Below are 13,831 nucleotides of genomic sequence, written 5' to 3' on the forward strand. Positions count from 1 at the left end.
CTCGGTTCCGGTGGATGGCCAGTCCTTGCCGGTTCGGGACTCTCACCCGGCGGGTCACGACAAGAGGTTTCCGATTGCTCAACTCATTTGGCGTTCTTCCTCCTCTTCCAGGCTTTGCCTGGCGCAACCAAAAATAAGCAAGGTCAATGCCAAGACTCCGATTGATCGGCTTTGTTGGTCTCTTCAACCGCATCAGGTTAGCGGGTGCATCAGGCGTCAGCTGCGGCGCGTGTCACGCAGATGAGTGCGGGCGTGCGCTCCGAGCCTGCGGGCCAGAGGGTGATAGCTGGCGCTTGTCGAAAAGCACCGGTCTGGTGGATTTGCCCCTGATCGACCGAGTCATCTAGGTGCCGTCACTGCACTGAATCGGTGTCTTGTCGGTCGGCGTGGATGGCGGGGCGCCGGCGCGCTCGTCTCGGTGAGTCTGCTGCTGTTTTCAGATCGCCTGCTGGTGGACGACGGCTGGCGGCTAGGTGGGATTGCCCAGCGGACTCCAGGCTTCGGCACAAGGGTTGCTGGAGTTTAAAGACGGAATCGCAGGATCCGTCGCGCCGCTGCGGCCATCCATTCCCCTCAGGCTTGGAGGACAATTGATGACCACCCGCATCTATATTCGTGCCCGCGATTCGCAGAATGGCCGACGTCTGGTTGAAGAGCTGATCGCCGATCGGGTTGATCCCGGTGCGTTCACGCTGATCGGCAAACAGATCCCGGACGGGCTGCCGGTCCACACTCGACGCTGGCGTGATGATTCGAGCGCCGCGTTGCGCGGAGCCCTGGTCGGCACCGCCCTCATGTTGGCGATTTCGCTGTTGCTGCTGCAAGCGCTACCGCCATTTGTGCTGCTGACGCTGATCGCCATCGGCGCCGTTATTGGGGGCAGCTGGTGGCTGCGGAGGAACCGTAGCGCCAATCTTCCGTTATCCGCCCAGCAAGAGGCCCTTGAAGACGGCGAGCTCTTGATCCTTGCGGATCTGCCGGAGGCCGAAGCGCCGCGTCTCGAGGAGCGGGTCAATCAGCGTCATCCCGAGCTTTTGGTGCTTGGGCCGGATGTCGGCGGATCACCACCGTTTCCCTGATGTTGACATCCAATAGGCTCCCTGGATCTCCCCGGCCTCGAGGTCTTCCGCGATGCGATTGGCGCTGATGGAGTCGTTGCCCGACTTGCGTCGCCTCACCACTTGCGGCACCTCATCAATGGGCTAGCCCTGCAATGGCGCGCGGGCGTTTTGCCCCGCCCGCCGGGGCATTGGCCCCGGCCTCAGGCAGCGGCTCGACGCTGTTTTCGGCGATCTGCCCGAAGGTCCGCCCGTTTGGCGAGGCTGGCCTTTCTCTTGCATTTGATTGCTGACTCGACGAGGTACTGGCCGCGAGTGCGCCCCGGCCGTCAATCCTTGCCATCTGTGCCCATCATCGAGGGGAGACCGGAATGCCGACTCATCAACTCACCACGCTCAACAGTCACGGTCAGCGCTTCTGGCTTGATAGCCTGTCACGCGACATGCTCGACAACGGCCAGCTCGAATCGCGCATCCGCGAGCAGGGCCTGTCTGGGATCACCTCCAATCCCGCGATCTTTGCGAAGGCCATGGCGGACTCCGCAAGCTACGAGGACCGCATCGCCATTGCGGTCGAGACCCTGGAACGCGACGGCTCGGTGGCCGCCGAGGGGGTCTACGAGCGCCTTGCCACCGATGATGTGCGCGACGCCTGCGATCTGCTGCTGCCGGAGTATGAAGCGAGCGAAGGCCGCGATGGCTTTGTCAGCCTCGAGGTCTCGCCACACCTGGCCTATGATCCGGTCGCAACGCTGCGCCAAGCGCGCGAGCTGTGGGACCGTGTCGGGCGTCCAAACCTGTTCATCAAGGTGCCTGGCACGCCGCAGGGGCTGCACGCGGTTGAGGCCCTGCTGGTGGAGGGGATCAACGTCAATATCACGCTGCTGTTCGGCCTCGACGCCTATGAGCAGACCCTGCAAACCTATCTGCGCGCCATGGAACAGCGTCTGCGCGACGGGAAGAATCTTCACACTGTCGCCTCGGTGGCCAGCTTCTTCTTAAGCCGCATCGATACGGCCGTGGACCGCGAGCTGCGCCAACGCATCGATCCGCAGGTCGATGAGCGCATTGTCGCCGAGGCGGAATCCTTGCTTGGACGCACCGCGGTCGCCAATGCCAAGCTGGCCTATGATCGGTTCGTGGATATCAGCGCGAGCGAGCGTTGGCAGCGCTTAGCCCAAGCAGGCGCGCGTCCGCAGCGGCTGGTCTGGGCCAGTACCGGCACTAAGGACCCAAGCCTGTCGGAAACCCATTATGTCGAATCGCTGATCCTGCCGCGAACCATCTCGACGATGCCGGAGGCGACCGCCGATGCCTTCGACCATCATGGCTGGATCGAGATCCCGGCGGCGGACAGCACCAGCGAGGCGGCAGCCGTGCTCGAGCGCCTGCAGCGTAAGCTCGAGATCGATTTCGATGCGATCACTCATCAACTGGTCGCCGAAGGCGTGCAGAAGTTCATCGATCCCTATGATCAGCTGATGCAACGGCTTGCCGAGCGCATCGAGCACAGGCAGTCGTCCATGCAGGACGCTGCGCTCGCAACGCCCTTGGTGGGTGAGGCAAGCCGGCTGCGTGCCGAGGTGCTGCGGATGACCAGCCGGGCCGGTTCTGGCCATGCGACCTCCTCGCTGTCTTGCGCGGACCTGGTGACCGCGCTCTTCTTCCACGAGATGCGCTGGGACCCGAGCACTGCAGGCGCCCGCGATCAAGATCGCTTTCTGCTGTCCAAGGGCCATGCAGCGCCGATCTTATGGGCGGCCTTATCCGAGGCCGGTGCCATCGAGACCGATCCACTGACCCTGCGGCAGCTCGACAGCGATCTCGAAGGCCATCCGACCCCGCGTAATCCCTGGATTCCCGTCGCGACTGGTTCACTGGGCCAGGGGCTTGCCGCCGTCAATGGCATGGCCTTGGCCGACCGCCTGGATGGGATCAAGGCCCGGCTGTTCTGCCTGCTCGGCGACGGCGAGTGCTCGGAGGGCTCGGTCTGGGAGGCCGCGCAGTTCGCGGCCGATCAAGGGCTCGAGCAGGTGGTGGCCATCGTCGACGCCAATGGCCTTGAGCAAAGTGGGCCGGCACCCTACGGGCATGATTCCTCGGTCCTGGCTGAGCGCTTCCGTGCCTTTGGCTGGCGCACCCTGGAGATCGATGGCCACGACTTCGGCGCTATCCTGCCGGCGCTCAAGGCGAGCCGAGAGCCCGGGCCGACGGCGATCATCGCCCGCACCGTTAAGGGCAAGGGGATCTCGTTTCTCGAGGGGGCTGAGGGGTGGCACGGCAAGGCCTTGGATGACGACCAGCTCGCCCAAGCGCTCGCCCAGCTCGATGAGCCGAATGTGCGCCTCTTAGTGGAACCGCGCCGCGTGCCGATCCCTGAGCCAACGGCCGCGACCATGGCCCAGGTCGCCTCGGAACAGGCACAAGAAGCGACCAGCCTGCCGCTCAAGGTCGAGTATCCGCTCGGCGGGCAGGTCGCAACCCGTGCCGCCTTCGGCGCTGCACTGGAGAAGCTCGGCGACCGCTTCCCCGACCTCGTCGTGCTCGATGGCGACGTGAAGAACTCCACCAAGACCGAGCACTTTGCCAAGACCTTCCCTGAGCGCTTCGTCGAGGCGCAGATCGCCGAGCAGAACATGTTGGGTGCGGCGCTCGGCCTCTCCGCCAGCGGCAAGCGAGCCTGTGTCGCCACCTTTGCCGCCTTTCTCACGCGGGCGCACGACGTCATTCGCATGGCAGCGCATTCGCAACACCCGCACATGCTGATCTGTGGCAGCCATGCCGGGATTTCGATCGGGGAGGATGGGCCGTCGCAGATGGGGCTCGAGGATATCGCGATGTTCCGGGCCCTCAACGGTACCACGGTGCTCTATCCCGCCGATGCCATCAGCGCCGAGCGCCTGACCGAGGCCGGGCTCGAGCACGACGGGATCGTCTATCTGCGCACCACGCGCGGCAAGACGCCAGTGCTCTACTCATCGAACGAACGCTTCGAGATCGGTGGCAGCAAGACCTTGGCCGAATCGACCGAGGACCGACTCACGCTGGTGGCTGCCGGCATCACTGTGCACACCGCCTTGGAGGCGAGCGCGCGGCTGCGCGAGCAGGGGATATGCACACGCATGATCGATGCCTACTCGATCAAGCCGCTCGACGTGGCGACCCTGCAGCGGGCCGCCGAGGAGACCGGGACCCTCCTGGTAATCGAGGATCACCACCGCGATGGCGGGCTCGGTGATGCGGTCGCCGCTCAGGTCGGTCGGCTCGGTCGGGTGTTCCAGCTCGGTGTCAGCGGTGAGCCGCGCTCCGGCTCGCCAGAGGCACTGATGGATCGCCACCGGATCTCCGGTCAGGAGATCGAGCGCGAGGCGCTGGCCGTCGCCGCCTGAGTGCAGAGTGTACGGGTGAGTGCGGGTGAGTACCGAGCAACTACCGCCGACGCCAGAGGCCGCGCGCCTGCTGCGCTTCGAGACCTTCCGCGATCTCTACTTCGCGGAGCGCTCGCGGCGCGAGAGCATTCGCGCGAGCATTGGCATCCCGGCCGCCGGACTCTCGTTCGCGCTCTTCGCCTTCCTGACGCTGAGCAGCCATCTCGAGATCAGGCTGCTGCAGCAGGCCCATCCACCGTCGATTGCGATGATTACCCTCGCGATCCTAGCCATGCTCCTGTTGTTCGTCTCGGTCTGGCATGGTTTCCGGGCCGAATGGCGTTTCGTCTACAGCGAGCCGCCGGACCTAGAGGAATTCCTGCGACTTGAGCGGGAGATCCATCGTCGCGGTGAGGGAGGCGGTCAGGCCGCATGCAGCAGGAGATCGACATGCAGACGCGCGATTTTCTGACGGCCTCTTACTACATTGCCTACCAACGCGATGTCGCCGGTAACACCCATAGCGCGCGCTAGCGCGCTCGGGCGTTGCGGCTGGTGTTCATGGGCGTGTTGTTGCTCTTCCTCAGCGCGACGCTGCTACCGTTGCATCTCGCCGCCTCCGGTTAGCGGGCCAAGGGCAGGAAATCCACGCCGAGTATCTTCATGCGATGCCAAATGACTCATCGATCAACCTGCAGGTGTATGATCTACTGATCTCCTGAGCGAGCGTGCCGAGCATGTCGCCCAGCGCGACGAGTTCCTGGCAACGCTGGGCAATGAGCTGCGCAATCCACTCGCGGCGATCATGACCTGTGGCGAGGTCTTGGACTCGCTGCAGCTCGAGGCGCCAGCCGCCGCGCGTTGCCTGAGCGTTATCTCGACGCAGTCGGCACAGATCAAGCGCCGGCTCGCACAATGGCTTGGCAGAGGTCGGTATCCGCGATCAGGGCGTCGGCATGAGCGCCGAGACCCAGGCACGCATCTTCGAGCCCTTCTTTCAGGCCCCGCGGGGCGACGGCGAGCCACAGACCTCGCGCTCCGGGTTGGGCGTCGGCCTCACGCTGGCGCGCTCGCTGGTTGAGATGCATGCCGGCTCGATCCACGCCGAGAGTGACGGGCCCGGCTAAGGCAGCCAATTCCGGGGGCTGCCGCCGCTGCAGACAGCACCGTCGACCGAGCCCGATCGCTCCCTGCAAACTGGTCAAGCCGGTCGCGATGCCGGAGCTCGAAGCGGCCATCGCCGGGCGCTAATGCGCTCATGTCCGGGCTGGCGATCATGGCCTGACCGCACTCGTTCAAGAGCGCCGCAGGGATTTGGCATTGTTGCCAACAGCTACCAGCAGCGGTGCCATCTTGCATGCACCGCTATATCAATCCGGATTGGCGTGCGGCGCTGCGTGCGGCAGGCACCCTCGCGCAGGCCGAGAGCTATCAAGGCGAGACGCTGAACTTCGAGTCCGCGGATAGACTCTTTGGCCGTTTGACGGAGCGGCGCTGGTCCTTGGTGCAGGCGCTGATGGGCACCGGAGCGTTGTCCGTTCGTGAGCTCGCCCGCCGCCTTGGGCGGGACGTGAAGCGGGTGAAGGCTGACAGCGGGACCCAACCTCTTTTGACACCCATCGCGCTGGCAATACTGCTACAGTCTGGGGAGGGCAAGCGCAAGAACAAGGCCCCCTCGCGCTAAGCTGGTCGCCAACCCGATTCCAACCAGCACCCATGCGGCCACCATGACGACCCTGTTCTCGATCATCGAATCCCCCAGCCATCCCCGGCTCGACGCACTCTACCAGCGCTTGGGGATCACCCAGATCAAGCTCCCATCCCAGCGCAGAGCCCTGCAAACGCTCAAGCGCAGCGCGCCGGACTGGGTGGTGGCCGAATTCTTCTACGGCTTCGGCAACAACTATGCCGGTGCCAATGTCTGCAACCTCGATGTGTTCCTCGCTAGCCTGCGCAAGCAGGCGCCCGACGCACGGGTCATCGTCCTGGTGAGCAAAGAGCAGGCGGGGTATGTGCCGTTGCTGGCTGAGCGGTTTCCACTTCATGCGGTCTTGACGCTGCCCGTGACTGAGGCGGATGTTGACGCCGTCCTGCGTGCCGATGCGGCATCCCGATGACAGAGCGTGACCAACAGGCCTTAGTCGCCCGCCAGATACTCGCCGGTAGCCAAACGCCCCGGCGAGATTGCTGTGAAGAGCCTCCACGCCTCTGATGCCTGGCTGCAGTACATCGGGCGCATCCACACCTCCAGCGTTGGCGACCAGGCCATAGACCGGAATCCCGAGATCTCGGGCCGAGGAAAACACCAGCCCGAGCAGGACCAGCGTCAGCGCCAGACTGGCCACGAGGATGGCTCATTTCCACAGCACCTGACCCGCGATGGGCTGCCGTGCCCAGTCGGGCAAGCGTTCGATCAGGTAGCTCACCCGCGCACGGCTGCCCGGGTTCATCGCCGGCATGAAGGTGAAAGCTGCGCTTGGCCAGATCGATGCCGACAAACGCGATGCCCCGGTCTTTGTTAGGCTCTGTCATTGGTCTGCTCCGCTACCTCGGTTGACGAGGGGGTTCTCATCATCGCTTATTGTGCCCGCTCAGGGTGTGTTGGAGGAGCGGGGCGGACCATTCCATTACTGATCACATCCACCCAAACCGAGCCCCGAGGACGACCCGATGCCGGCTGAGATCGATCTCACCACCCATGTCGAGCTACCGCGCGCCGAGCTGCCCCAGGCTGAGCCCAGCGTCTTGGTGATCTTCGGCGCTAGTGGCTTGCGCGGGTCGTCATCGAGAAGCCCTTCGGTCATGATCTCGACTCGGCGCAGTTACTCCACGTCGTCGTCGCTGAGGGCTTCGACGAATCGCAGCTCTATCGCATCGATCACTATCTGGGCAAGAAGACGGTCCAGAACATCCTCTTTTTTCGCTTCAGCAAGGTGCAATGACCACCACTGGCGCGCGATCGCCGACAACGTCGGTGCCTGTGCGCGCTGATTCACCAGAGACACCGCTCAAGCGGATCACAGGAGCACCGATGAATCAAGAGGCCAGACAGCGCGCTTGGCGACTCCTCGAGGAATCCGTGGTCACCTATCGCGGCCAGCCGGTGGGGACCGTCGCCGCCCATGATCCCGAGACCGAAGCGCTCAACTACGACCAGGTCTTCACCCGCGACTTCGCCATCTCCGCCTTCGCCTTCCTGCTCGACGGCCGCCCCGAGATCGTGCGCCACTTTCTGACCACCGCCGTGCGCCTGCAGAGCCATGAGCGTCAGCTCGATTGCTTCAAGCCCGGCGAGGGGCTGATCCCGGCCAGCTTCAAGGTCACCGATAACGGGGAGGGCGAGGAACTGTTCGCCGATTTCGGCGAGCACGCCATCGCCCGCGTCGCCCCGGTGGATTCCGGCTTCTGGTGGCTGCTGACGCTGCAGGCCTATGTGCATGTCACCGAGGACCGCGCCTTCCTGCATCAGGCCAGCGTGCAGCAGGCGATCCGGCTGCTGCTCGATCTGAGCATGACCAGCCGCTTCGACATGTTCCCGACCATGCTGGTGCCGGATGGCTCCTTCATGATCGACCGGCGCATGGGCGTCTACGGCTACCCGATCGATATCCAGGCGCAGTTCTTCGCCGCGCTCTGCGCCGCCTCCGATCTGCTCGACGCCGACGAGCCGGCCAACGCGCGTTATCGCGCGGCCCTCGATGAGCGCCTACCGCATCTGGCCCATCATGTGCGCACCTACTATTGGCTCGACCTCGAGCGGTTGAATCAGATCTACCGCTACGGGGTCGAGGAATACGGACCGGCGGCGGTCAACAAGTTCAACATCTACCCGGAGGCCATCCCCGACTGGCTCATGGACTGGCTGCCGGAGACCGGCGGCTACCTGCTCGGCAACGTCGGCCCCGGCCGGCTCGACTATCGCTATTTCGGCCAGGGCAATCTGCTCGCCTGCGCCGCCGGGCTGGCCACCGAGGCGCAGACCACCGCGCTGATGCAGCTGATCGCACAGCGCTACGACGACCTGATCGGCCAGATGCCGCTCAAGCTCTGCTTCCCGGCGCTGGAAGGCCAGGACTGGCGCCTGCTTACCGGCTGCGACCCGAAGAACCGCCCCTGGTCCTACCACAATGGCGGCAACTGGCCAGTGCTGCTGTGGCTGCTGGCCCTGGTCGGTCTGCGCACCGGGGCGGATGAGCTGGTCGAGCGCGCGATGAGCGATGCCGAGCGGCGGTTGCTCCAAGACGACTGGCCTGAGTACTACGACGGCCGTCGTGGTCGCCTGGTCGGTCAGCAGGCCCGCCGGCACCAGACCTGGAGCGCCGCCGGCTATCTGGTCGCCTGCCAACTGCTGGAGCGCCCCGAGCGCATCGAGCTGCTGCACCTGGGTCGCTCGGTGGAGGGGGCCAGCTGTGCCGCTCCGGTCTGAGCGAGGATCATCAAGACCTCGTGGCGCGCAGCATTGCGCTGTATTGGCACTGGAACTGGCATCCGCATCAACGCAGCTCGCTGACCTTATCATTGGCTGATGGCGGGGCATCCCAGCCACTGTGATAGATCGTCTAGAAGGCTCGTTGCTGCGCCTGCGGGCTCCAAACCTCGCGATAGCCATCGCCGAGCTCGACCTGCAACGACTCCACCGAGATGGAGCGATAAGGCTCAACCACCGTGCCGATCACCCTGGCCTGCTTGCGCACATGGCGGACCTTGGTGTCGCGCGGGCCGTTGGAGGGGACCCGCAATCGTTGGACAACCGGCTCAGAGTGCTCGATAAGTCCCACTCACTTCGCGAAATACCGCTTTGAGTACCACCAGCGTCCCCGCCAAAGGACCAAGTAGCTCTGGATCTGCTCGACCTTGCCAAGCAGGATCAATGGTGAGGCGTTGACGACCCAACGGCTAGACGCCATGGATCTCCTCGGCGAGCTCGGCGGTCTTTCCCTGTCGCTGATCTGACGGCCTGCACGATCCACCTTTTTCGCTGCCCTTAGGGATGCTGTGTCCCCGTTGCGGCTCGGTAGATCGCGAACAACTGGTGGAAGGTCGAGTCCCAACCATAGCCGGACTCCAGCACATGCCGGCGCGCGGCCGCCCCAAGCGTCTGGCGTTGGGCGGCGACGTCCAAGATGTTCAACGCCATGGCGCCGGCGTCATCGACCGGCCCGAGCCTTCCATACATCCCACAGCTGCTCATCGATGCGGGCGCGCAGTACGGCCGCCTTGGCCTCGAAGGCGGCGGCCTCGGCGGCCTGGTCCAGACGCCGCGCCATCTTTGCGAGAGCGTCGAGCTGCAGCACGACATAGCTGCTGAAATCGGGGGCGGCGATCGTGCGGGTGTCGCGCAGGGCGCTCTCGTCGGTATTGCTGAAGCGCGGCGCGTTCTCGACCCCGGACTCGTAGGGGTGGGCCCAGAAGTAGAGGCCATCGGCGAGCTGGCGGTTGGCGTCGAGCCAGGCTTGATAGCGTCGCAAGGGCTCGTAGGTGGTCTCGAGCAGCGAACGGGCCTGGTCCTTGGGCAGCGCGTTGATCACCTCAAGCAGGGCCCAGCCGATCAGGGGCGGCTGGGTGTAGCGCGACTGATGGAACTCGGTGACGACATGTTGGAGGCGGTCGCCGTCGCGCAGATCGATGACCGCTCTGAGAACCTCGGCAGCGACCTCGGCGTCCCACCAGCGCCAGATCTGTGCGATAAAGGCCGAATCCCAGAGATAGACGCCGCGAAACGCAGGGCCAGGAATGGCGTGGCGCGTCGGCGACAGCAGATCGGCCTGTTGCAGGTTGGCGAACAGCAGGGCATAGACCTCGGCGAAGCCGCGCTCGAAAGTGGTTGCCTGGGCATGGCCCACGACCTGAAGGTGCGGCGGCGGTGTCTCGATCCCTTTGCGGCGCAGGACCTCGGGCGGCAGCTCGATCGGCAGGAGCCCGGAGCGCCCCGCCGAGATCCGCGACCAGATCAACAGGTGCCAGAGATACTGCAGGCCCCGTGTGCCGCGGCCAGCGAACGCCGCAACACGGCCGGTGCTCGAGCGGCCCTGTCTCAGGAGACGGCGCAGTTGCCTGATGCGATCAGCCATTGAGTGAGTCGATCATCTTGGCATGAGGCGATTACCGGTTGCATGAGTTCGCGCTGCAGGAATCTGTGATGTTGATCCCTTAGAGATAGAGCGGTGCCATACGGCGCCAATAGTAGCCGCTATGAGCACGATCATCCCATTCGTGCAACGCATGCCAGACGCCCTTCTCCCAGAGGATACGGCTGAGATAGCGATTGTTGTCGAGGAAGGGATCCTCGCGGCCGATCACCAGCACGATATCCATCCGCCGCAAGGCATCGAGCCGCCAGCCATCAAGTCCCGGCAGGTACTGCGCGGGCGAGTGATAGTAGATCAACTCGCTGCGATAGCCGTCGAGCAGATCGCGGAAGCTCTCGATGTTGAGCGTGGGATCGTACCGCCCGGAGAAGGCGCTGAGCTTCTGAAACAGATGCGGATGGCGAAAGGCGATATTGGCCGCATGGAAGGCGCCAAAACTCAGACCATGGGCGATGGTGCAAGGATGCCTGTTCTTGCTCGCCATCAGCGGCAGCACCTCGTTGAGGATGTACTCCTCGAAGGCCTGGTGACGTTGGATGCGACCTTCGGGATGCGCCCAGTCGCAATAGAAGCTTTCCCAATCGAGGCTATCGACGCAGTAGAGCTGCAGCTGACCGGCCTCGAGCTTGTGCCTGAGTGCTTCGGTCATGCGCAGGTCTTCGTACTCATGAAAGCGTCCGTCGCGGGTCGGAAAGACCAACACCTTGGCCCCGGCATGGCCGAACACCAAGAGTTCCATCTCGCGACCGAGATGGGGGCTATACCACCGGTGATACTCGCGATTCATCGCCGCAAAAGAACCTCGTTAAGGCGTCGAGCAGGTTGTGCCCCTGAGCGATTCGCGCTGGATTCTCGGCATGACCGGTGGCCAACACGAACAGCTGCTTGGGACCTGCGAGCGCGTTGTAGATGGCAAACTGGGTCGGCGGCGCCACGGACGGATCAAACAGCGCGGCCGCAATATGCATCGGCTGCCGGATGAACCGAGCGGCCGAGCCTGCATCGTAATACGCCAAGGTTTCCAACAGGTGACCATGCTCGCGGGCGAAGCGCTGCTGCGAGGCGGCTGAGCCGGTGGTGGGCAGTTGCAGGCGCAGCGGTTGATGACCGAAGGTCGGGACATTCAGGTGTCCGCAGGCGATGCGCTGGTCCCAAGGCATCGCCAAGGCACCAATACCGCCGCCGAAGCTGATCCCCATGTAGCCGATGTGGCCAGCGAGATCGGGGAAGCGCGTCAGCAGCGCGGTCACCCCGATCCACAGATCCTGAACGCAGCCACCGATGATGTAGCGGTCCGGTTTGTCGATGTCGTGCAGCACATGCCAGTTAGGGTTGTCGGAGATCGGTGGGTGGCGACTGCGGCCGATGCCGCGGAAACAGGGCACCAGGTAGGCCGCATCGGCGCAGGGCAGGGCGAAGTCCGGTTGCGCGATGCCACCGTAGCCGTGGCCGACGACAAAGCCCTGCGGCGGCGCACCATGCTCGGGCTCGAGCAGCCAGCCGCCGAGGGTGATCCCGTCCGTTGAGCGATAATGGGCATCCCAAACCCGCATGCCCGGGCGCTGATAGGCCGAGGGGCTCAGCTGCAGGGCCGGGTCAACCTTAAGTGCGTCTTGGTAGCGTCGTTGCCAGACCTCGGCGAAGTCGTCCGGTGCCTGTGGTGGCAGGACGCCCAAGAGTCCGGCAAGGTCATAGCCGTAGGTCGGATCGAAAGGGTCAGTGTGCGCCATGCACGGATGCTCCTCGGGTCAGCGGCAACCCGGGCCATCCTCGCTGAAGTTGGGCTGTTGTGGTAGCCCCGGTTTTCGTGTAGCTGGGCGGCGGCATGTTCGCCTGGCGCACCGCCGGCAAGCCGATCGACGTCTTATGCGGAGCCAAGGCCCGTCTCGATTGCCGACACAATGTACCGATCTGTGCGACTCGGCCTTAGAGGCTGTTGTGCGGCTGGCCCGTCCTTGACCGACGATCAGTGCACTGGTGGGTCGGTGCGCGGGACCTGATCGACCGGGGCGCTCGGCTCGTCCGGCTTGCGCGGCGGCGTTGCGTCCTCGGGAACCTCGCCGATCATCATCTCCGGTGTATCGGAACCCTTGAGATTGCGCACAGAGACCGCGAGCTGTTCGCCATCCCAGCGCAGCTCGTTGAAGCTCGGTGGTGTTGAGCGCAGGCGCCGCGACAAGGTGCCGGCACCGATCATGCGCACCGCCCCCTGTCCCGTCTCCTCGGTGAGGTCGAAGGCATCATGGACATGGCCCGAGAGCACGGCGAGCACCTTGCGCTTGGCCAGCTCAGTCATCGCCTTCTGGCCGTGTCGGGTCAACGCGGTGCCCTGGGTGCCCGCTTCTCGCAGGGGATGATGGGCGGTCACCAGCGCTTGCGTCCCCTCGGGTAGCGCATCGAGCCTATTGAGACATCGCTCCAGCGCCGCCTCGGTCACCCAGCCTTTCGACCAGTTTGGGCGCGGCTGCCAGCGGGCGACGGTCTTGAGCGGCACGATCGCAAGCCCGGGCAGGTCGATCTCCACCTCGACCTTGTCGGCAATGGCCCGTATCCGCTTGTACGGGTCGAAGAAGCGCTGAACCGGGTTGAAATAGGGCAGGTCGTGATTGCCCACCTCGACCGTGACCGAGGCCTCGAGTGAACGTATCCAGGCGCAGGCCGCGTCGAACTCGTGCTGCCTGGCGCGCATCGTCAGATCACCGGTGATGGCGACGGCATCGGGTTGCTTGTCGGCAATCTCTTGTCTCACCCAGTCCAGGGCGCGATTGTCCTCAAGCCCGAAATGGATGTCGCTGAGGTGGAAGAGCAGGTAAGGATCAGTCATCGGCAGCACTCACTGGAGCAAATTTTGCTGAATCGGTGTCTTGGCTGACGATAGCCCGGTGTCTACCGCGCCATCTACGATCCGACCTGCGCCACCGGCGGCATGCTCTCGACTAGACCGCCTGGGCCAGCCAGCTCCGAGCGACTTCCAGCTCGGGACGTTTGAAGTGCTTAAGCTCGGCCTTCATCATCGGATTCAGCATGTTGACATAGGCGCCAATCCAGCCCTGATCGGCCACCAGGGCGACATGGGTGATATCGCTCAGGTGCTCGAAGCTGAATTTGACGTCATCCCAGAGCTTGTTCCACGGAATCGGTGGGGTGTCCAGCTGTTAGCTCTCACTTTATTCCACCGCAGTTTTCCCGAGCTATACCGCAGTCCATCCCCGAGCCTTTCTCGGATTGCTGACACCGGTGACAGAGTCAGAGCAGGTGAACGAGCGCGGGTCGTGCCTGGTGAGAGGCGAACGCGAATGTGCTGAGTGCGCCGCCA

General features: G+C 64.2%; 14 protein-coding genes and 2 pseudogenes. 9 read left to right on the top strand and 7 right to left on the bottom strand.

Annotated features, from left to right (window positions below; all coding sequences use genetic code 11):
- Window positions 1-593: 593 nt before the first annotated feature.
- The 9 genes and pseudogenes from CCR82_RS17750 to CCR82_RS17785 all read left to right on the top strand — a co-directional run bounded on the left by CCR82_RS17750 (window position 594) and on the right by CCR82_RS17785 (window position 8,852).
- A complete protein-coding gene (locus tag CCR82_RS17750) occupies window positions 594-1,079 on the top strand; it encodes a hypothetical protein (RefSeq protein WP_201247149.1) in 486 nt (161 codons plus the stop codon).
- 350 nt (window positions 1,080-1,429) lie between these two features.
- On the top strand, window positions 1,430-4,447 hold the full coding sequence (locus CCR82_RS17755) for a transketolase (RefSeq protein WP_201247150.1): 3,018 nt from the start codon (window positions 1,430-1,432) through the stop codon (window positions 4,445-4,447).
- A gap of 25 nt (window positions 4,448-4,472) precedes the next feature.
- A complete protein-coding gene (locus tag CCR82_RS17760; RefSeq protein ID WP_201247151.1) occupies window positions 4,473-4,898 on the top strand; it encodes a hypothetical protein in 426 nt (141 codons plus the stop codon).
- A gap of 246 nt (window positions 4,899-5,144) precedes the next feature.
- Window positions 5,145-5,327 (top strand): annotated as a pseudogene (locus tag CCR82_RS19445) (histidine kinase dimerization/phospho-acceptor domain-containing protein); the annotation flags it as partial.
- Window positions 5,328-5,346: 19 nt separating this feature from the next.
- The gene (locus CCR82_RS17765; protein WP_201247152.1) at window positions 5,347-5,553 is read left to right on the top strand and encodes a sensor histidine kinase; all 207 of its coding nucleotides are present in this window, start codon (window positions 5,347-5,349) and stop codon (window positions 5,551-5,553) included.
- A gap of 230 nt (window positions 5,554-5,783) precedes the next feature.
- The gene (locus tag CCR82_RS17770; protein ID WP_201247153.1) at window positions 5,784-6,110 is read left to right on the top strand and encodes an HVO_A0114 family putative DNA-binding protein; all 327 of its coding nucleotides are present in this window, start codon (window positions 5,784-5,786) and stop codon (window positions 6,108-6,110) included.
- 43 nt (window positions 6,111-6,153) lie between these two features.
- Window positions 6,154-6,543, top strand: coding sequence for a hypothetical protein (locus CCR82_RS17775; protein WP_201247154.1), 390 nt, complete (start codon window positions 6,154-6,156; stop codon window positions 6,541-6,543).
- A gap of 657 nt (window positions 6,544-7,200) precedes the next feature.
- Window positions 7,201-7,356: pseudogene (locus tag CCR82_RS17780) on the top strand (glucose-6-phosphate dehydrogenase); the annotation flags it as partial.
- A gap of 101 nt (window positions 7,357-7,457) precedes the next feature.
- Window positions 7,458-8,852, top strand: a complete 1,395-nt coding sequence (locus tag CCR82_RS17785; RefSeq protein ID WP_201247155.1) for a glycoside hydrolase 100 family protein — start codon at window positions 7,458-7,460, stop codon at window positions 8,850-8,852.
- 133 nt (window positions 8,853-8,985) lie between these two features.
- On the opposite strand, the gene CCR82_RS17790 is transcribed toward CCR82_RS17785, so the two are convergent.
- From CCR82_RS17790 to CCR82_RS18995, 7 genes are all read right to left on the bottom strand, one after another.
- Window positions 8,986-9,165, bottom strand: a complete 180-nt coding sequence (locus CCR82_RS17790; protein WP_201247156.1) for a hypothetical protein — start codon at window positions 9,163-9,165, stop codon at window positions 8,986-8,988.
- Between the two features lie 245 nt (window positions 9,166-9,410).
- Complete coding sequence (locus tag CCR82_RS17795; RefSeq protein ID WP_201247157.1) at window positions 9,411-9,602, bottom strand: glycosyltransferase; 192 nt, start codon at window positions 9,600-9,602, stop codon at window positions 9,411-9,413.
- Window positions 9,574-10,497, bottom strand: coding sequence for an MGH1-like glycoside hydrolase domain-containing protein (locus tag CCR82_RS17800; RefSeq protein WP_201247158.1), 924 nt, complete (start codon window positions 10,495-10,497; stop codon window positions 9,574-9,576). The genes CCR82_RS17795 and CCR82_RS17800 overlap by 29 nt, the downstream gene beginning before the upstream one ends.
- A gap of 79 nt (window positions 10,498-10,576) precedes the next feature.
- Complete coding sequence (locus tag CCR82_RS17805) at window positions 10,577-11,302, bottom strand: esterase family protein (protein WP_201247159.1); 726 nt, start codon at window positions 11,300-11,302, stop codon at window positions 10,577-10,579.
- Window positions 11,274-12,245, bottom strand: a complete 972-nt coding sequence (locus CCR82_RS17810; RefSeq protein ID WP_201247160.1) for an acetylxylan esterase — start codon at window positions 12,243-12,245, stop codon at window positions 11,274-11,276. Before CCR82_RS17810 ends, CCR82_RS17805 begins: the two co-directional genes overlap by 29 nt.
- 236 nt (window positions 12,246-12,481) lie before the next feature.
- Window positions 12,482-13,339: a metallophosphoesterase family protein gene (locus CCR82_RS17815; RefSeq protein WP_201247161.1), complete on the bottom strand. Its 858-nt coding sequence runs from the start codon at window positions 13,337-13,339 to the stop codon at window positions 12,482-12,484.
- A gap of 112 nt (window positions 13,340-13,451) precedes the next feature.
- Window positions 13,452-13,667: a SpoIIAA family protein gene (locus CCR82_RS18995; protein WP_201247163.1), complete on the bottom strand. Its 216-nt coding sequence runs from the start codon at window positions 13,665-13,667 to the stop codon at window positions 13,452-13,454.
- Window positions 13,668-13,831 lie beyond the last annotated feature (164 nt).

The organism is Halochromatium salexigens (assembly GCF_016653295.1).
Taxonomy (GTDB): Bacteria; Pseudomonadota; Gammaproteobacteria; order Chromatiales; family Chromatiaceae; genus Lamprobacter; species Lamprobacter salexigens.